This window comes from Trichocoleus sp. FACHB-6 (assembly GCF_014695815.1).
Lineage (GTDB): Bacteria > Cyanobacteriota > Cyanobacteriia > Cyanobacteriales > FACHB-T130 > Funiculus > Funiculus sociatus.
The window spans coordinates 144,771-163,028 of the sequence record NZ_JACJOY010000077.1 but is presented as its reverse complement, the minus strand read 5'-3'; the positions used below and the strand labels follow the sequence as shown (position 1 = coordinate 163,028).

Sequence of the window (18,258 nt, the reverse complement as noted above, 5' to 3'; positions counted from 1 at the left end):
TTTGGCAACACAGTCGGCTTAAAACAACAGCAGCCCAACGAGCCGGATTAACACTAGAACCTTGGTCTTGGGATGAGCTAATCACTTATCCCACTATCATTTGACGCACTACCAAATTATCTTTTGGCGTGTAGAAAAATTCAGAAATGGTACAAACATTTACAGCTGATGTTTTGGTGGTGGGAGGCGGTACCGGAGGAACAGCAGCAGCCGTACAAGCTGCCCGTTGTGGTGCCAAAACTGTCTTAGTAAGCGAATTTACCTGGCTGGGCGGAATGCTAACCTCAGCGGGCGTTTCTGCCCCCGATGGCAACGAATTAGCAGCGTTTCAGACGGGGCTTTGGGGCGAGTTTTTGCGCTCATTGCAGCAACGACAACCGGGAGGTTTACACAATAGCTGGGTGAGTATGTTTAGCTTCGATCCGCGTGTAGGTGCCAAGATTTTTGCTTCTTGGGTGCAGGAATTGCCAAATCTGCACTGGATTTCGGAAAGGGTGCCTATAGAAGTTTTGCGAAGTAGCGATCGCATTCTCGGTGTCCGATTTGCCGATTTTACCGTCCATGCCCAAATAACTCTAGATGCAACTGAACTAGGAGATTTACTGCCTCTAGCAGAAATCCCGTATCGTTGGGGATGGGAAATGCAATCAGAGTTTGGCGAACTCAGTGCGCCAAAGTCACCCAATCACCTTACTGAAAAATATCCAGTCCAAGCTCCCACTTGGGTAGCAATTATGCAAGATTTTGGGGAGGGTGCATCTCCAAAAATCGAAAATCCAATTCCCCCTACCTCTCTTAAAAAGGAGGGATTTGAAAATCCATTCGTGGGCGCTTGGGATAACTACGGTTGGGAGAATTTTCTCAATTATGGACGTTTGCCTGGGGGTCTTTTGATGATCAACTGGCCCGTATGCGGCAATGATTATGGTGAAGGCGTGGGGCGTTTGGTGGAATCAGAAGCGGCGCGGCACGAATTTCTCCAAGAAAGTCTGTGGCATACTCAAAGCTTTGTCCACTTTATTCAAACCCAGTTGGGGCGACGTTTCGGCTTAGCAGAGAATATATTCCCCGAATCCTCAACAAACAACAGCACAATCCAAAATCGCTCCCGCCTAAAAAAGGAAGGAGACAAAATCCAGAATCGAACTGGTGCTTATGCTTTGCATCCTTACTACCGAGAAAGTCGCCGCCTAGTGGGACTCGCTACGGTGCGGGAGCAGTATATTTTACCTGTGGTTGGGCAAGTTGCACCCTTGAGAGTGAATGCTGCTGGAGAAGTTCAGGCGATCGCCCTCGGTAACTACCCCAACGATCACCATTATCCCAACACTAATTTCTTGGTCAAACCAAAATCCCTCCGTTGGGGCGGACGTTGGACTGGGACACCGTTCACAATTCCCTACAGTTGCCTAATTCCCGCCTCAGTCGATGGTTTTCTCGTCTGTGAAAAAAATATTTCCGTGTCCCATATTGCCAATGGTGCCACGCGGTTACAGCCAATCGTGATGAATATCGGTCAAGCAGCTGGTATGGCGGCGGCGCTTTGCGTGCAGCGGGGTTGTCAGCCAAGAGATTTGCCAGTCAGAGTGCTACAAGAAGCATTGTTGCAAGACAAACAAGCTGCATCGGCGATTATCCCTCTATTTAATATGCCACCCGACCGCCCCGACTGGCTGCACTGGCAACGTTACTACTTGGATAACCCAGAAGCTTACCCTAAGAATGGTAATTGCCCCTTTACCAAGGATTGGGAATTGGGGATTGGGGAAGAGGAAAAAGTCTTACCTAGTCCCTCCCCAGTCCCCAGTCCCCAGTCCTTCTTCACTGGCATCTTCCAGCGCCGCGCCGAACAGGATTACATCATAACTGTTGCGGACGAGCAAACTTGGAATGCGATCGCTCTTAGCCCAGAGGTAGACCAGGCACTACAAACCTGCAAAGACCAACAGACACTCTGCTTTTGGGGACATCTCAACCTATCAGGTAACTGGTTAGTTGTAGAAAAGATTTTGCACAATCAGCTTCCACAGCAAGTCAAAAGTTAAAAGTCACACATAGTTAAACAGCGTCTTGGCAAGACATCAGCCGAGTGACTTTATGCAAGTTAAATCTGAAACAGGTTAGCAACAATTAAGCTTCTTTACAGAAGTTCATCCGGGTGCATAAATAGGAACTCCGTATCAGGGAGTATAACCCTGACACGGACATCTGCTATGCGCCCTTACACGTCTATCATGTTGTTGAGCTTGTTATCAATCTCTGTGGCAATTAATTCTGTGGGGATGTGGTCTAGCTTAACAAAAATACTCGGATCTTCGTTTGGAGATCAACAAACATCAGTTAAAATCGCTCAAGCCAAGCAAGATTGCCAATCTCCCCCCAGGGGAACCTCTCGCCGAGATACGGGTAAATGCTTTGATTGATTTTATCAGTATCGGTTCAAACTTAACAACAGGGAGTCAAGGAGCGCGATCGCCCATAGCGATTAAATTAATTATATTGCGATCGCCCGCCTTGAAGCCGGAAACAATCTCAAGAGTGACGCATTTCCACAGTAGACTAATCTTGACTCTGGATGAGCATTAAGCATCTGTTTAAATGTCGGCGTCTGCCAATGACGGCGTAAGTCCTTAATTGCTCGCTCCCAGTGGGCCTCGTGGGTAAAAAACTATCGACAGACAGCAAACAACTTCAAAAAGCCTGTATGCTAGTGTACCAAGAAACACTGTTTGACACGCCACATTGGAGGTATAGCCATTTATTCTTGCAACCATTGCTGTCTATGAGGTCTTTCTTTTCTATAATTAGAGATTATTATCTTGATACTATCGGGGTGCCTTGAGTTCAGCGGACGAGCGCGAGCCACTGGAACTCACTGCGAAGGTGAAAGATAAACTATTCACCAAGAAATACAAGTTTTATACTTTTGCGATGTAACCACCCCTCATATGATCAACGACCTCGATCTGATCAAACGCCTCAGCCCCGGTGCTATGGATCAGATCATGTTTTATTTAGCCTTCAGTGCCATGAGAACTGGCGGACACAGGCACGGGGCTTTTTTGGATGCTGCTGCCACGGCGGCAAAATGTGCCATATACATGACTTATTTGGAGCAGGGGCAAAATATCCGCATGACGGGACACCTGCACCACATTGAGCCAAAGCGGGTCAAGGTCATTGTTGAGGAAGTCAGGCTTGCCTTAACGGAAGGGAAGCTGTTGAAAATGCTGGGTTCCCAAGAGCCTCGCTATTTAATACAGTTTCCCTATGTGTGGATAGAACAGTATCCGTGGCAACCAGGGCGATCGCGCATTTATAGCACCAGCCTGAACGCTGACGAAAAGCGCTACCTTGAGGAAAAACTGCCCGCTAACCTGCCAGATGCCCAGCTAATCAACGCCTTTCAGTTCCTCGAACTGATTGAATTTCTGCACAAGCGATCGCAAGAAGATTTGCCAGAAGACCGACGCTTGGAATTGAGCGAAGCTTTCGCAGAACACATCAAGCGCCGCTTAATCTATTCCGGTACAGTGACCCGAATTGATTGTCCTTGGGGATTGCCCTTCTACGCCCTGACCCGCGCCTCCTATTCACCCGCCGAAGACGAAGAACGCACCTACATCATGGTTGAAGATACCGCCCGGTACTTCCGACTAATGAAAGATTGGGCAGAACGCCAGCCAAATGTAATGCGGATACTTGAGGAACTCGATATCCCGCCAGATCAGATTCAGGAAGCCATACAAGAACTCGACGTAATTGTTCGAGATTGGGCAGATAAATATCACCGTCCCGACGGTCAGCCAACTATTCTACAAATGGTTTTCGGGCCAAAAGAAGATTCTTGAATCCGGAATATCTCGTTTTCTCGTTCCCCATCCACAGCGTGGGAATCCCAGCTATGTTAGCGAAAGCGGCGCGTAGGCGGCGCTTTCGCCTCACCATCATTTCTTCAAAAGGGGAAGGCTCTAGCCTCCCCCTTTTAACGTTTCTAGGCGTAGTACAGGCATCTTGGCTGCCTTTCTAGAAGAATAAAAGAGAGTAAAAAAAACTACACAGATGAAATTTTAGAGGTTAATCTGGGAAGAATTAACCTAGAATTACGTAGGAATAAGAATAAAATGTCACCCGTATTTTCCATAAACCCATCGCCACAGAATGAGAACGCTCCGGTAGGTGTAAGGTATTTAGCCAGCCAAGAACATCTAACACTGCTCAGACAAGGAGTATCAATTTGGAATGAGCTAAGGAAACATAGCCCGGAGAAACTCTCAGACCTCAGCAAAGTAGAGTTGCGGGGGGTAGACTTAAACCGAGCCGATCTCAGTGGTGCCGACCTCAGCCGAGCCGACCTCAGCCGAGCCGACCTCAGCCGAGTAGACTTTAAAAGAGCGGATCTATCTTGGGCAAACCTCAGCCAAGCTAACCTCCGCAGAGCCGACCTCAGCCGCGTCGATCTCCGTGGGGCGGATCTTCGGGGAGCTGACCTTTCCTGGGCGGATCTCTCTTGGGCAAACCTCGAAGATGCGAACCTGGAAGGAGCAAACCTGCACAAAGCCGACCTGATTTGGGCGAACCTGCGCGCTGCAAACCTCCATCGGGCGATTATCTACGGCGTAAGCTTTCACAGGGTCAACCTTTTCAAGACCACCCTACCAGATGGCAGAGTTCATGATTAGGTGATGCAAATCTGGTGTGCTGCTACATTTAATTCTTGGCTAGACTTCTTAAAATTTTCTATGAATTTCCTGTAGTAGGGGCGATTTATAAATTGCCCCTACAGTTTTTATACAGAGAGTTATGAAATCAGTATTACTGCTTTGATGCACTGCACATTTTTATAACCTTTTCCTACATAATGCAAAAACAAAATGGGGATCATTCACCCCTTGCATAAGTAACCACTATTTGGTAACTAAAGATACGGAACAATGCTGAAAGCTTATTAGGATGACTGAGAGATAGGCATTGTAAAAACTAATGACAGCCAAAAAGAATCTAATCGTTATTGGCAATGGCATGGTAGGACACAAGTTCTTAGAGCTGATGATTGCCAAAGGAGCAACTCAGCACTGGAATTTGATTACCTTCTGCGAAGAACCTCGCGTTGCTTACGATCGTGTTAACCTCAGTGGATTCTTCTCAGGAAAAACTGCGGCAGATTTATCTCTGGTTGAACCTGGGCTATATCAAGAAAACGGTGTTCAAATTCATATCGGTGATAAAGCAGTTGCCATCAATCGAGAAGAAAAAACAGTCACATCTGCTAACGGTTTAACTGTTGCTTACGACAAAATTATTCTAGCAACAGGTTCCTATCCTTTTGTACCGCCCATTAAAGGAAATGATGCCAAAGGCACTTTTGTTTATCGGACAATTGAAGACCTTGAGGCGATGTTAGCCCATGCTAAAAATAGTAAGGTAGGGGTTGTTGTTGGCGGCGGTTTATTAGGTTTAGAATGCGCTAACGCTCTTAAAAGTATGGGTTTGACAACCCATGTTGTTGAGTTTGCTCCCCGACTGATGCCAGTGCAAGTTGATGATGCTGGCGGCAATATTCTTCGCAACAAAATAGAAGAACTTGGGGTGAGGATTCATACCAGTAAATCAACTACGGAAATTGTTAGTAAAAATGGCAAAGTCGCTAAAATGACTTTTGCTGATGGTTCCGAGTTGGAAACAGACATGATTGTGTTTTCGGCTGGAATCCGCCCCCGCGATGAAATCGCTAGAAGTTGTGGAATAGAAGTAGGCGATCGCGGCGGTATTGTTATTAACGAACAATGTCAAACATCTGATCCAAATATTTATGCTATCGGAGAATGCGCCCTCTATCAAAATCGCATCTACGGCTTAGTCGCTCCCGGTTATACAATGGCAGGAGTAGCGGCGGCTATCTTGTCCAACACAGCAACGAGCAGCTTTGCTGGCGCGGATATGTCCACCAAACTCAAACTTCTAGGAGTGGATGTTGCCAGTTTCGGGGATGCCTTTGCAAAATCTCCCGGCGCTAAAGAAATCGCCATCAGCGATACAGTTCAAGGTGTTTACAAAAAGCTGGTTTTAAATCAGGATGGTAGCCGTCTTTTAGGCGGAATTCTAGTAGGAGATGCTTCCGCTTACGGTACGCTGTTGCAATTTGTGCAGAATGCGATCGCGCTCCCGCCTCATCCAGAAGATTTACTCATGCCACCCCGCGAAGGTCAGCCTGCTACAGTAGGCATGGGTGTAGAAAGTTTACCAGATACTGCTCAAATTTGCTCCTGCAATAATGTCAGCAAAGAGCAAATTTGTACCGCGATTCAAGAAAACAATTTCACCGATATTGCCAGCGTCAAGAAATGTACCAAAGCAGGCACAGGTTGCGGCGGCTGCGTGCCGCTGGTGACGGATATCCTCAAAGCTGAAATGAAGAAGGCGGGGATAGAGGTTAAAAATAATCTCTGCGAACACTTCGCCTATTCCCGTCAATAAATCTATCATTTAGTGCGTTCTCAAAAAATCCTGGCTTTTGAAGATTTAATTCAAAAACATGGGCAAGGTAAGGGTTGCGAAATTTGTAAGCCTGCTGTAGCTTCTATTCTCGCTTCCACTTGGAACGAGTATATTTTGGAGATGCCTCACCTTGGGTTGCAGGATACCAATGATTATTACCTGGCAAACATTCAGAAGGATGGAACTTATTCGGTAATCCCACGAGTTCCCGGTGGTGAACTAACGCCAGATAAGCTGATTGTATTAGGAGAAGTTGCCAAAGATTTTGGTCTTTATACCAAAATTACTGGCGGACAGCGCATTGATTTATTAGGTGCGCTTGTAGATCAATTGCCCCACATTTGGAAACGCTTGATAGATGCCGGATTTGAATCGGGACACGCTTACGGTAAGGCACTCCGCACGGTAAAATCTTGCGTCGGTAGCACCTGGTGCCGCTTTGGTGTGCAGGATTCTACGAGTTTGGCAATTGAGGTAGAACTGCGTTATCGAGGCTTGCGATCGCCTCACAAATTAAAATCCGCAGTATCAGGTTGCACCCGCGAATGTGCGGAAGCTCAAAGCAAGGATTTTGGCATCATCGCTACAGAAAATGGTTGGAATTTGTATGTGTGTGGCAATGGTGGAATGAAGCCGCAACACGCGGTACTGTTAGCATCAGACATCGACAAGGAAACGTTGATCAAATATATAGATCGGTTCCTGATGTTCTATATTCGCACTGCAAATCGACTTGAGCGCACGGCAACTTGGTTCAACAAACTTGAAGGTGGAATCGAATACCTGAAACAGGTAGTTATTGAAGATTCTCTTGGCATTTGTGCTGAGTTGGAAGAGGAAATGCAGCACCTTGTCAATACCTATCAATGTGAGTGGAAAGCCACGATTGAAGATCCGGAAAAGGTGCAGCGTTTCCGTCACTTCGTGAATTCCGAAGAACCAGATCCGAGTCTGGTTCATGTAGAAGAACGGGGACAAAAACGCCCAGCTTATGAACACGAGAAAACCTTAGTTGGGATTTCAGAGTAACCCCACCTCCAACCCTCTCCCCACAAGCAAAGAGGGGGCAAGAAGTTAGTAGAGTGGGAATTACTCACCCCACAGGATAAGAGTTGCAAAGATTAGTTAGCAGGAAGATACAATGGTTCAAGCATTACCGATTCGTGAGACTATTACGCAGTGGGTTGATATTTGTCCCCTGACAGCGATCGCGCCTAATACTGGAGTGTGTGCTTTAGTTGAAGGTAAACAGGTGGCGATTTTTCGGGTAGGATATGAGGCTGATGTGTTTGCCCTAGGTAATTACGATCCCTTTAGCAAAACCTTTGTTTTATCGCGGGGAATTGTAGGCGATCGCAATGGCATCCCCAAAGTTGCATCCCCAATTTACAAGCAAAATTTTAACTTGCTCACAGGACAATGCTTCGATGACGAAACCGTAAGCATTCCTACTTTTCCAGTCAGAGTAGTTGAAGATAAAGTGCAAGTAGCCGTTAGCAAGTAACTACTGCTACATTTCATCAAAGAACCCGGTTTCAATAAAGAAACCGGGTTTTTTAATAGCCATACTATATATACAACTAATGAAAAGGAGTTCTCCTATGCAGTCTAAGGTAACTGATGGAGTGCGTTGGACTACTACAGATATAAACCTCTTACCTGACAACGAAGGCACGCGCTATGAGATTATTGATGGAGAGCTATTCATGACCAGAGCGCCCCACTGGAAGCATCAACGCGCCTGTGGCAGAATTTTTGGAGAACTTGATGATTGGTCTGTGTCTAGTGGTTTAGGGCAAGCCAGCATCACTCCGGGTGTGCTATTCAGCGAGTCAGACAACGTAATACCAGATGTAGTTTGGGCTAGCAATGAACGATTAGCCGTTTTGTTAAACGAGGCGGGACATCTGACAGGCGCACCAGAATTAGTGGTGGAAGTGTTATCGCCTGGTGCAGAGAATGAACGCCGAGATAGAGAAGCTAAACTCAAACTCTACGCCTCGCGGGGAGTGCAGGAGTATTGGATCGCTGATTGGCGTTTGCAACAAGTTGAAGTCTACCGCCGCGAAAATGCGACGCTGAGATTGGTTACAACGCTGTTAACTAATGATGAAATTAATTCTCCTCTGTTACCAGGTTTTACCTGTCCTGTGTCTCGGTTTTTTGTATAGGAAGGGGAAGCGATCGCTTTAAAATTTGAGTTCTACTCCATCTTGGGGTTTACGTTCAGTCTTTAAGGCATGGATATGGGTAAATTTCCATACATCCTGAATGCTAACAACAACGAATCCTAAAACCTCTAGGTCAGTTTGGAATTGAGCGCGATCGCTAAATCTTGAAGTTGCTTCGATAACGTGTAAATGACCATCCAGTTTAAGAGTGCGGTTCGCTTCTCGCAGGTAATCGGTGAAGTTCGCTCCCATGAGTGACAGGCAGAAAGCCGCTACATCAAGCCTTTCATCGTCAAGGCGAACGTGAGCCATGTCGCAGGCGATAACGTCCTTATTCACAGCAATATGGTCAAAGCTGTAAACTGTATGTCTATCGGACACCGCCTCAGCCAGCTTCGCCTCACCACAACCGAAATCACCGATAGTGTAGCCGCTACGTTGTTGGTACCAGCGAATCATTTCTTCATAAGGGATGACCGTCCAATTTTTTCTTGACTCAGTATATAAAGTATGATATTTCGCCCACTCCTCTGGATTCTCCTGTAGGCGTTGGTGAGTAGTTTCGCTGCGGGTTTGGTTCCAGTGGCGGTTCATGGCGGAAAAGTCGCCGTAACGCCGCAGTCGTCGCTGCACGTCTACTGGGTCGTTATCGGGAATCGGAATTACGATCTTCGGACGGGTGATAACTTCGACTTCGCCAGCTTCGAGGCGTTCTAGCCAAGCTATTACATCTTGATAGGCTTGGGCAGGCGATCGCAAGTATCCCTCTGGAACTACACCGTCAACAGCAGCATCGGCGATGGACTTTTTAAACCGCAGTCGCTGCATCTTCGAGTCGCACCAAGACCACCGCTGCTCATTTACGATGGCGTAAGTTAGCGGAATCACCATTGTTCCCTTGTTTTGGCATTGTCCTTGGCGGTAGATACGACCTTTCAGTTGCTCGAACTCAGCATGAGTCCAGGGAAGGACGTTAATGATTAATTGGTTGCAGACTTGCTGTAGACCAGGTCGATGGCATCGCAAACAGAATAAGTTTGGTAAGGTCTGGGAACAGACGAAGGTGACTAGTCGATTAGTGGTGAGTTACTTCAACTGGATTTGGCAACACAGTCGGCTTAAAACAACAGCAGCCCAACGAGCCGGATTAACACTAGAACCTTGGTCTTGGGATGAGCTAATCACTTATCCCACTATCATTTGACGCACTACCCTTTAAAGCACAAAATTTACCTATTGGGTTAAAAGCACAATCACCAGATGACTTTCTGAAGACACGAATATGAAACTTGATAGCTAAACGCTCACTGCTAATGTTAAATCTAGTAACGTTAGCAGTGAGAAATCAGCATGAAAGCACAGGTATTCAGAGGCGTTAATCAACTGAGTTACGAAGAAGTACCAGTCCCGGATCTTGCAGGGGATGAAGTTTTGGTACAAGTTCGGGTAGTTGGGCTTTGTCAGTCGGATATCAAAAAAATTCGCTATCCCCTGTACCAACCGCCGCGCATCTTTGGTCACGAAACGGCTGGAACTATTGCCAAAGTTGGGAGTGAGGTGACTGGGTGGCAAGTGGGGCAAAGAGTTGTGGTGATGCACCACATTCCCTGTATGCACTGCGGCTACTGCCTGAATGACAACTTCTCAATGTGCGATGTTTACAAAAATATCACTACTACGGCTGGTTTTACTCCCAGCGGTGGCGGTTTTGCAGATTTTGTCAAGGTTCCCGGTCACATTGTCCGCAATGGCGGATTGATTCCGATTCCAGATCGGGTTAGTTTTGAGCAGGCGAGTTTTGTCGAGCCTACCAACTGCTGTCTGAAGGCGGTGAAGAAAGCGGCTGTGGCTCCTGGTCAAACGGTTCTGGTGACGGGCGCAGGGCCAATTGGGCTGATGTTTATTATGCTGGTGAAGTATTTTGGAGCTAGAGCGATCGCTACCGATCTCCTACCTTCGCGCATCGAGAAAGCTTTGAGTGTTGGTGCTGAAGCTGCGTTCGATCCCCGCGACCCAGATTTTGTTAGCAAAATTCAAGCCCTCACTGGCGGTTTGGGAGTTGATACAACTCTCTTAGCAGTTCCAAGTGACAAAGCTTTTTTCCAGGCTTTAGATTGTACCAGAAAAGGTGGCAAAATTCTATTTTTTGCCGAGTTTCCCGATGAGGTAGAAATTCCGATTAATCCTAATATTTTGTATCGTCGGGAAATTGATTTAATGGGCAGTTATAGTTCATCCTATCGGGTACAAGCTTTGGCGGCAGATATTGTCTTCAATGGGCGAATTGATGTGGATGCACTAATTAGCGATCGCTATCCTCTAGAAGATTTGTCAGCAGCTGTAGAACAAGCGATCGCTCCTACCCCTGAAACCTACAAAATTTTGCTCTATCCCCAGACCGCAGAGTAGCAATTTTAACAACAGCTTTTTGTCTAAAAATCTCTCCTTCGGAGTATTTTTTAGACTTTACATACTGCTACAGTTAGTATTTATCATCTATCTGATGATAGATTTTTTTATGATATTTGGCTTTTAAATTGTGCTATATGGACTCATCCTCTCCTACACGCGGGCAACTAGAAAGAACCCTTTCGCAGAGGATTCAATCTTTATACCGCACTCAGCTTGGGCATCAGCCGAGTCAAGTTAGTTGCCAGATTTTTGATGAAAAACTTGCCATCATTCTAGAGAATTCCATCACCCAGCCGGAGCAACTTTTGGCTCAGAATGGTCAAGAGGAGTTAGCTGAGCAAGTACGCTCAGATTTAGAAAAGGCTCTACAGCCACAACTTAAATCCCTAATTGAGGAAGTGCTGGGTGTATCTGTGATCGACTTACTCAGCGATGCCAAAATAGAAACAGGTCGTACTGGTACTATTGTGGTCTTGTCTAGCGCTCCTCAAGTTCGCAATTCATGATAAAAAAACCAGAGAATAGTAATTATAACCCAGACAAGATGCGTGCGAGAACTGGGAATGAGATATTAAATTGACGAACAAATTTAATATTTAAAATTGCCCCAGATAGCGGAAAATAATAGTTTCTAGATCGTCAATTAGATAAGGCTTGCTAATATAGTCACTACAGCCTGCGAATAAAAGGTTCTTTCTATCTTCTGGTCTTGCCAAAGCGGTGACAGCAACAATTGGGATTGTCATAGTTTGGGGATTCTGCTTAAGATTGTAGACAACTTCTTCACCGTTCATATCGGGCAATAAAATATCCAACAAAATTAGTTTTGGCTGGTAAGTTTGTGCTAAAAGTATAGCTGCGTTACCGTTGGTGGTGGTGATGAACGAGCAATCGATAGCCAGTAGCACTTCGGAAAGCAGCAATAAGTTGTCTTCATTGTCTTCTACAACCAAAATCATCGGCTGTTTGACAATTTCTTGTTGAGTGTTGCTGTTAGCATCCGAATTTATGCTTTGTTCCGGGGAAGTCATCACTGCGCGAGGCTATCCTCTCTAAAAGCGGGCGATCGCAGAAGTTGCTCTCAATACAGTTCACTTAGTCTTACTTGAAAATCCCCGACCCCCAGGAATAAAAATTCTCGCCATTCTTCCCGCCGCTGCTTTCAACGACGGATTGCAAAAAGGTGCTAACAGCAGTTTCCCTCTGTCTTGCTTGAAGTATCTGGGGGAAGGCGATCGCTACACTCTTTCTTTCGGGAGTTTTCCAGGGGGATTAGAGGAATCGACCAGTATTGGATGAAACCTTAAGTGAACCGTATTCAGATTAATCCTATAACGAGGCATTCCCCAAGTGGCTTTTTTAGGCACTTTTACTGGACTGGCTCGTATTTGCCCCACTAGGTTGATGGCCCATGCAATTAAGGAGAACATAACAAGCTAGTGGCAGTTTGGCTTGCACCCTGATTTTACAGAAAAATAGACAAAAAATTGCATATTTGGGAGATAAATAGCAACTATTGCTAAATTCACTCAATATTACTCAAAAGGATGTGATGTATGACACCGAGACACTGAGTTTTAAAAGTCATCCATCGAAGGGATTGGGAAAAAGGCAATCATATAAAGGAAACTCACGCAAAAAAAGAATTCTTTTCTTCCCCAGTTCGGAGCAACGGGTATCGGGCTTATGAATCCCCTCCTCTTGAGTCCTTTACTTTGTCTAGGTGCTAAATATGCAAGTTTTAGTATTTTTATATCTATCTTTTGAGTAATTTTTTGAATCTTTATCGCTGTTACAGTCAAATTAAGAATGTATAAAAATTTATTCTTCCTCAAAGCGATCGCTATGCAGGAGAAATTAAAACCAACTTGCGCTCAATTAGAACAAACGCTCTCACAGCGGGTTGACGATTTCTGGCACACTCATCTAGGACATCACCCAAGTAAAGTTACTTGCCAAATTCTCGGTGACAAAATTGCCATAGTCATAGACAATTCCGTTACTCAACCAGAACAATTTCTGGCTGATAGTGGCAAAGGAAACTTGGTTGAGCGAATGCGGTTTAATTTAGATAAAGCAATTCACCAACAACTTCAGAATCTGATTGAGGAAGTGGTAGATATACCTGTAATCGATCTAATGCTCCACTCTAGCCTAGAAACAAGTCGTACCAGTAGCATTGTCGTTTTAGCTGCTGTGCCTATGACGCGCAATCCATCGGCACTTCCGCAGGAGCAACAACAGACCGATTCCGGGTAAGGTTCCGGTGAATGATTGCTTCTAAATCCTCAATTAAGTAAGGCTTGCTGATGTAGTCATTACACCCGGCTGTGAGGATGCGGTTTCTATCTTCTTCTCTTGCCAAAGCCGTTACAGCGACGACGGGAATCCCCCTAGTCTTAGAATCTTGCCTGAGTTGATGGACAATTTGGAGTCCATCTAAGTCAGGCAACATCACATCCAGTAAAATCAAATCCGGATGTTCGATTTCTACCTTTTCAAAAGCAGTATGAGCATCAACCGCGGTGATGACCGTGCAATTTAGAGGCTCTAAGACGTAAGTTAGTAGCAGCAAGTTATCTTCATCATCATCAACCGCCAAAATTACGGGTGCTTTGACAGCAGATAACTGCTCGTTGCTGCTCATAAAATCATGACCGCTACGGTGGAAAAGTTCCAAATCATCCATCCTCTATTCCTGGTAAATCCTCTACTGCCAGTAATTTTCACCAAGAGTGTGGACGAGGCATTCCTTCGGCGGCATTCCGGCGCTTATCCAGGATTGGCTCGTGCCTAATAACCTAGTAGGGCGAGTGTCGTTGCTAGGCTGAATTGATGGACACTCCACGCTAGTAGATGAATTATAACCTTAGTGCTATGTTACCTGAAAAATTACAAAATATAAATACTTTGTTAAGGAAGTACAACTATTGTATCCGTGCTTAATAGTCTCAAACCCTCTCTACAACAACAACTTAGAATAGAAATCTTCGGGAGAAGCTATAACGCAGACTTGTAGAGATTGGGGAGCAAGGGAGTAGAAAGGAAAAACTCAAGAATTCTTTTTTTTGCGTGAGAGCATTTTTCCTTTTTCCTTATTTACTGGATTTATTATAAACGGCTCTCCCGATGGAATTTGAAATAGGAGGGAGGATCGAATGGGTATTGCCACGATTAACCCAGCAACTGGGGAAACGCTACAAACCTTTGAGGCGCTGACGGATGCGGGGACTGAAACTAAGCTGGCACTAGCAGATTCTTGCTTTGTGCAGTATCGTAATACGCCAATGCCAGAGAGATCGCAATGGCTGATGAAAGCTGCTGACATTTTGGAGGGCGATCGCGTCCGCTTTGGCGAGATGATGACCCTGGAAATGGGCAAAACTCTCAAGTCAGCGATCGCAGAAGTGGAAAAATGCGCCCTCGTCTGTCGCTACTATGCCGAACGCGCCGCTGAGTTTCTGGCGGATGTACCCGCCCAAACTGACGCCAGTCAAAGCTTCGTCCGCTACCAGCCCCTCGGTGTTATCCTCGCCGTGATGCCTTGGAATTTTCCCTTTTGGCAAGTGTTCCGCTTTGCTGCACCAGCGCTGATGGCGGGTAATGTCGGCTTACTTAAACACTCTTCCAACGTGCCACAGTGTGCTTTGGCAATTGAAGAGATTTTCCAGAAAGCCGGATTTCCGGATGGAGCGTTTCAGACTTTACTGGTAGGAGCGGATAAAGTCGCTAGTATTATAGCAGACGATCGGGTGAAAGCAGCGACTTTGACCGGAAGCGAACCAGCGGGGATGAGTCTGGCTGCTGCTGCGGGGAAACAAATTAAGAAGGTTGTTTTGGAACTCGGAGGAAGCGACCCGTTTATTGTTTTAGAAAGTGCAGATTTAGATGCAGCGGTGTCTACTGCTGTAACTGCCAGGCTGCTGAATAACGGTCAATCTTGTATTGCGGCGAAACGTTTTATAGTGGTGGATGCGATCGCGGACTCTTTTGAAAAGCGTCTAGTCGAGAAGTTTGAAGCAATGAAAATCGGCGATCCTATGGATAAAGACACCGACTTAGGGCCGCTAGCAACCCCATCAATTCTTAAGGACTTGGATTGGCAAGTTCAAGAAAGCGTCAATGTGGGCGCAAAACTCCTCACTGGTGGAAAGCCACTATCTGACCGTAAAGGTAACTTTTATCTTCCCACGATTTTGACCGATATTCCAGCAGGTAGCCCCGCCGAAGCTGAAGAATTTTTTGGCCCTGTGGCGTTACTATTCCGGGTGAAGGATATTGATGCTGCAATAAAGTTAGCAAATGCCACACCTTTTGGACTGGGTGCTAGTGCTTGGACTAATGTGGAAGCAGAACGCGATCGCTTGATTAATGAAATAGAAGCTGGTGCTGTATTTATTAACGGCATGGTGAAATCCGATCCGCGTCTGCCCTTTGGTGGAATTAAGCGTTCCGGATATGGGAGGGAATTAGGTATCCAAGGAATTCATGAATTTGTGAATATCAAAACCGTGTGGGTGAGATGAAGTGAAAACGAACCACATAGGCGCTGAAGCGCCACAGAGAGGGACAGAAAAAATGAATACAGCTGAACTGTTAGTACGTTGTTTAGAAAATGAGGGAGTCGAATATATTTTCGGACTTCCTGGTGAGGAGAATTTGGACGTTTTGGAAGCTTTAAAAACGTCTTCCATTAAGTTTATTACTACACGTCACGAGCAGGGTGCTGCTTTCATGGCAGATCTCTATGGACGACTCACAGGAAAAGCTGGTGTGTGTCTTTCAACATTAGGTCCAGGGGCTACTAACCTGATGACTGGTGTTGCAGATGCTAATCTGGATGGTGCGCCTCTAGTGGCAATTACCGGACAAGTTGGCACAGACAGAATGCACATCGAATCCCATCAATATCTGGATTTGGTGGCAATGTTTGAGCCAGTTACTAAATGGAATAAGCAGATAGTTCGTCCTAGCATTACACCGGAACTTGTTCGCAAGGCGTTTAAAATTGCTCAAAGCGAAAAGCCAGGGGCAGTTCACATTGATTTGCCGGAAAATATTGCTGAAATGACAGCTGTCGGCAGTCCCCTTCACAAGGATGGGCTGGAGAAAACTTTTGCCTCTTTCCACAGTCTTGAAAAGGCATCTGAGGTAATTTCTCAAGCTCAAAATCCCTTGATTATGGTTGGGAATGGCGCGATTCGTGCCGATGCTAGTGAAGCCTTAACGGAATTTGCGACTCGCCTAAATATTCCCGTGGCGAATACCTTCATGGGCAAAGGTGTAATTCCCTATACCCATCCTTTAGCCTTGTGGAGTGTGGGATTGCAACAGCGAGATCACATCAGTTGTGCTTTTGATAAGACAGATTTGGTGATTGCGGTCGGCTACGATTTGATAGAATATTCCCCGAAAAAGTGGAATCCTCTAGGTGAAATCCCGATCGTCCATATAGGAGTTACACCGGCAGAAATTGATAGCAGTTATATCCCATTGGTGGAAGTTGTGGGGGATATTTCCGACTCGCTTCGGGAAATTATGGAACGTGCCGATCGAAAAGGCAAAGCCACCCCTTATTCCCTACAATTACGAGCAGATATTCGGGCAGATTACGAACAGTATGCAACGGATGATGGGTATCCAATCAAGCCGCAGAAAATAATTTATGACTTGCGGCAAGTGATGGGGCCAGAGGATATTGTAATTTCCGATGTAGGGGCGCACAAAATGTGGATGGCGCGTCACTACCATTGCGATCGCCCGAATACCTGTATCATTTCTAATGGCTTTGCTGCGATGGGTATCGCGATTCCAGGTGCCTTAGCCGCCAAATTAGTTTATCCAGATCGGAAAATTGTAGCCGTCACTGGCGACGGCGGTTTTATGATGAATTGCCAGGAATTAGAAACCGCCCTGCGTGTCGGAACTGCCTTTGTCACCTTAATATTTAATGATGGTGGTTACGGATTGATTGAGTGGAAACAACACAATCATTTTGGCGAGTCTTCTTTTGTTCACTTTAGCAATCCAGATTTTGTCAAATTTGCCGAAAGTATGGGACTAAAAGGCTACCGAGTTGAATCTGCATCCGACCTAATTCCCACCTTAAAAACTGCCTTAGAACAGGAAGTTCCTTCAGTCATCGATTGTCCCGTAGACTACCGGGAAAACTTCCGTCTGACGCAAAAAGCTGGCGATTTGAGCTGCAAAATTTGGGAATAGTTCTTTGCTAATAGCTAATGGAAGAAAGCCAATTTACAATTAGCAATTAGCTATTAGCAAACAACCAATGAAAGTTGCAACTTGGAATGTCAACTCAGTACGCACTCGCCTGGATCATGTGGTGCAGTGGTTGCAGGATAATCCTGTCGATGTCCTCTGCTTGCAAGAAACCAAAGTAGTAGATAAAGACTTTCCGCGATCGCCCTTAGAGTCACTAGGCTACTACGTCTACGTTTCTGGACAAAAATCCTACAACGGCGTTGCCATTCTCAGCCGAAAACCCCTTGAGGATGTCAGCGCAGGCTTTGCGCCTGTTTTGTGTAGGGATACGATGCCGTGTCCCTACAGCGAATTAGACGAACAAAAACGGGTAATTACTGGCGTTGTCGATGGTGTCCGCATCCTCAATCTTTACGTCCCCAATGGTTCCGCCGTAGGTAGCGAAAAATACGAATACAAACTTCTTTGGCTAAAAACCCTGCGCGAGTACCTGCACCTTATTTGTAGCGGAAGCGAGACACCTGCCCAAATTGGAGAATCCCCTCATCCAAAATCCGATCCCCCCGATAAATTGGGGGGATTTCAAGATTTAACATCCCTATGTATGTGCGGTGATTTCAATATTGCCCCAGAAGACCGAGATATACACGATCCAGCGAGTTATAAAGGTCGGATCATGGCATCCGAGGCAGAGCGTCAAGCCTTAAGCTCTATTTTAGAATTAGGTTTGGCAGATGCCTTTAGGAAATTCACAATAGAGACAGGACATTACAGCTGGTGGGACTATCGTGCGGGGGCATTTCGACGGAACTGGGGTTGGCGAATTGACCATCACTACCTGACACCAGACCTTTACGAACGCTCAAAAAGCTGCACCATTGATGTCACCCCGCGTCAGTTACCTCAACCCAGCGATCATACCCCAGTGATTGTGGAATTTTAGATTTCTCGTTCC

General features: G+C 45.9%; 15 protein-coding genes and 3 pseudogenes. 15 read left to right on the top strand and 3 right to left on the bottom strand.

All coding sequences use genetic code 11. The annotated features are described in order from the left end of the window. The 8 genes and pseudogenes from H6F66_RS28410 to H6F66_RS15180 all read left to right on the top strand — a co-directional run. Positions 1-104, top strand: a pseudogene (locus tag H6F66_RS28410) (IS1 family transposase); the annotation flags it as partial. A 42-nt stretch (positions 105-146) separates the two neighbouring features. After that, the gene (locus tag H6F66_RS15210) at positions 147-2,045 is read left to right on the top strand and encodes an FAD-dependent oxidoreductase (RefSeq protein ID WP_190422701.1); all 1,899 of its coding nucleotides are present in this window, start codon (positions 147-149) and stop codon (positions 2,043-2,045) included. Between the two features lie 274 nt (positions 2,046-2,319). Further along, positions 2,320-2,586, top strand: a complete 267-nt coding sequence (locus H6F66_RS15205; protein WP_190422699.1) for a hypothetical protein — start codon at positions 2,320-2,322, stop codon at positions 2,584-2,586. 362 nt (positions 2,587-2,948) lie between these two features. After that, on the top strand, positions 2,949-3,851 hold the full coding sequence (hetR, locus tag H6F66_RS15200; RefSeq protein WP_190422697.1) for a heterocyst differentiation master regulator HetR: 903 nt from the start codon (positions 2,949-2,951) through the stop codon (positions 3,849-3,851). A gap of 273 nt (positions 3,852-4,124) precedes the next feature. After that, positions 4,125-4,682: a pentapeptide repeat-containing protein gene (locus tag H6F66_RS15195; RefSeq protein ID WP_190422695.1), complete on the top strand. Its 558-nt coding sequence runs from the start codon at positions 4,125-4,127 to the stop codon at positions 4,680-4,682. A 301-nt stretch (positions 4,683-4,983) separates the two neighbouring features. Then, positions 4,984-7,527, top strand: a pseudogene (nirB, locus tag H6F66_RS29350) (nitrite reductase large subunit NirB). A 112-nt stretch (positions 7,528-7,639) separates the two neighbouring features. Continuing rightward, on the top strand, positions 7,640-8,002 hold the full coding sequence (gene nirD, locus H6F66_RS15185; protein ID WP_190422693.1) for a nitrite reductase small subunit NirD: 363 nt from the start codon (positions 7,640-7,642) through the stop codon (positions 8,000-8,002). A 97-nt stretch (positions 8,003-8,099) separates the two neighbouring features. After that, positions 8,100-8,669 carry a Uma2 family endonuclease gene (locus H6F66_RS15180; protein ID WP_190422691.1) on the top strand — a complete coding sequence of 190 codons (570 nt, stop codon included), beginning with the start codon at positions 8,100-8,102 and terminating at the stop codon, positions 8,667-8,669. Between the two features lie 18 nt (positions 8,670-8,687). Here the strand turns inward: H6F66_RS15180 and H6F66_RS15175 are convergent, their stop codons facing one another. Next, positions 8,688-9,497, bottom strand: coding sequence for a hypothetical protein (locus tag H6F66_RS15175; RefSeq protein ID WP_277873913.1), 810 nt, complete (start codon positions 9,495-9,497; stop codon positions 8,688-8,690). Positions 9,498-9,678: 181 nt separating this feature from the next. Between H6F66_RS15175 and H6F66_RS15170 the strand changes: the two are divergent. The 3 genes and pseudogenes from H6F66_RS15170 to H6F66_RS15160 all read left to right on the top strand — a co-directional run. Next, positions 9,679-9,873 (top strand): annotated as a pseudogene (locus tag H6F66_RS15170) (IS1 family transposase); the annotation flags it as partial. 146 nt (positions 9,874-10,019) lie between these two features. Next, positions 10,020-11,078 carry a zinc-dependent dehydrogenase gene (locus H6F66_RS15165; RefSeq protein ID WP_190422687.1) on the top strand — a complete coding sequence of 353 codons (1,059 nt, stop codon included), beginning with the start codon at positions 10,020-10,022 and terminating at the stop codon, positions 11,076-11,078. 137 nt (positions 11,079-11,215) lie between these two features. Then, entirely contained in the window at positions 11,216-11,587 is a 372-nt protein-coding gene (locus H6F66_RS15160; protein ID WP_190422685.1) for a DUF2294 domain-containing protein, read from the top strand. 90 nt (positions 11,588-11,677) lie between these two features. Here H6F66_RS15160 and H6F66_RS15155 read toward each other — a convergent pair whose 3' ends face one another. Next, positions 11,678-12,112, bottom strand: coding sequence for a response regulator (locus H6F66_RS15155; RefSeq protein WP_190422740.1), 435 nt, complete (start codon positions 12,110-12,112; stop codon positions 11,678-11,680). A 778-nt stretch (positions 12,113-12,890) separates the two neighbouring features. Here H6F66_RS15155 and H6F66_RS15150 point away from each other — a divergent pair. Further along, a complete protein-coding gene (locus tag H6F66_RS15150) occupies positions 12,891-13,340 on the top strand; it encodes a DUF2294 domain-containing protein (protein WP_199295243.1) in 450 nt (149 codons plus the stop codon). Here the strand turns inward: H6F66_RS15150 and H6F66_RS15145 are convergent. After that, on the bottom strand, positions 13,282-13,770 hold the full coding sequence (locus tag H6F66_RS15145; protein WP_190422683.1) for a response regulator: 489 nt from the start codon (positions 13,768-13,770) through the stop codon (positions 13,282-13,284). The two genes, H6F66_RS15150 and H6F66_RS15145, sit on opposite strands and share 59 nt — an antisense overlap. A gap of 469 nt (positions 13,771-14,239) precedes the next feature. Here H6F66_RS15145 and H6F66_RS15135 point away from each other — a divergent pair, with 469 nt between their 5' ends. From H6F66_RS15135 to H6F66_RS15125, 3 genes are all read left to right on the top strand, one after another. After that, a complete protein-coding gene (locus tag H6F66_RS15135; RefSeq protein ID WP_190422681.1) occupies positions 14,240-15,607 on the top strand; it encodes an NAD-dependent succinate-semialdehyde dehydrogenase in 1,368 nt (455 codons plus the stop codon). A gap of 52 nt (positions 15,608-15,659) precedes the next feature. Next, positions 15,660-17,303, top strand: a complete 1,644-nt coding sequence (locus H6F66_RS15130) for an acetolactate synthase large subunit (protein ID WP_190422680.1) — start codon at positions 15,660-15,662, stop codon at positions 17,301-17,303. Positions 17,304-17,370: 67 nt separating this feature from the next. Further along, entirely contained in the window at positions 17,371-18,246 is an 876-nt protein-coding gene (locus H6F66_RS15125) for an exodeoxyribonuclease III (RefSeq protein WP_190422678.1), read from the top strand. Positions 18,247-18,258 lie beyond the last annotated feature (12 nt).

Excerpts from the sequence above, each read along its gene's own strand:
- H6F66_RS15210 (WP_190422701.1), top strand. The coding sequence starts at position 147 with ATGGTACAAACATTTACAGCTGATGTTTTGGTGGTGGGAGGCGGTACC.
- hetR (WP_190422697.1), top strand. The coding sequence starts at position 2,949 with ATGATCAACGACCTCGATCTGATCAAACGCCTCAGCCCCGGTGCTATG.
- H6F66_RS15195 (WP_190422695.1), top strand. The coding sequence starts at position 4,125 with ATGTCACCCGTATTTTCCATAAACCCATCGCCACAGAATGAGAACGCT.
- nirD (WP_190422693.1), top strand. The coding sequence starts at position 7,640 with ATGGTTCAAGCATTACCGATTCGTGAGACTATTACGCAGTGGGTTGAT.
- H6F66_RS15180 (WP_190422691.1), top strand. The coding sequence starts at position 8,100 with ATGCAGTCTAAGGTAACTGATGGAGTGCGTTGGACTACTACAGATATA.
- H6F66_RS15175 (WP_277873913.1), bottom strand. The coding sequence starts at position 9,497 with ATGCAGCGACTGCGGTTTAAAAAGTCCATCGCCGATGCTGCTGTTGAC.
- H6F66_RS15165 (WP_190422687.1), top strand. The coding sequence starts at position 10,020 with ATGAAAGCACAGGTATTCAGAGGCGTTAATCAACTGAGTTACGAAGAA.
- H6F66_RS15160 (WP_190422685.1), top strand. The coding sequence starts at position 11,216 with ATGGACTCATCCTCTCCTACACGCGGGCAACTAGAAAGAACCCTTTCG.
- H6F66_RS15155 (WP_190422740.1), bottom strand. The coding sequence starts at position 12,112 with ATGACTTCCCCGGAACAAAGCATAAATTCGGATGCTAACAGCAACACT.
- H6F66_RS15150 (WP_199295243.1), top strand. The coding sequence starts at position 12,891 with ATGTATAAAAATTTATTCTTCCTCAAAGCGATCGCTATGCAGGAGAAA.
- H6F66_RS15145 (WP_190422683.1), bottom strand. The coding sequence starts at position 13,770 with ATGGATGATTTGGAACTTTTCCACCGTAGCGGTCATGATTTTATGAGC.
- H6F66_RS15135 (WP_190422681.1), top strand. The coding sequence starts at position 14,240 with ATGGGTATTGCCACGATTAACCCAGCAACTGGGGAAACGCTACAAACC.
- H6F66_RS15130 (WP_190422680.1), top strand. The coding sequence starts at position 15,660 with ATGAATACAGCTGAACTGTTAGTACGTTGTTTAGAAAATGAGGGAGTC.
- H6F66_RS15125 (WP_190422678.1), top strand. The coding sequence starts at position 17,371 with ATGAAAGTTGCAACTTGGAATGTCAACTCAGTACGCACTCGCCTGGAT.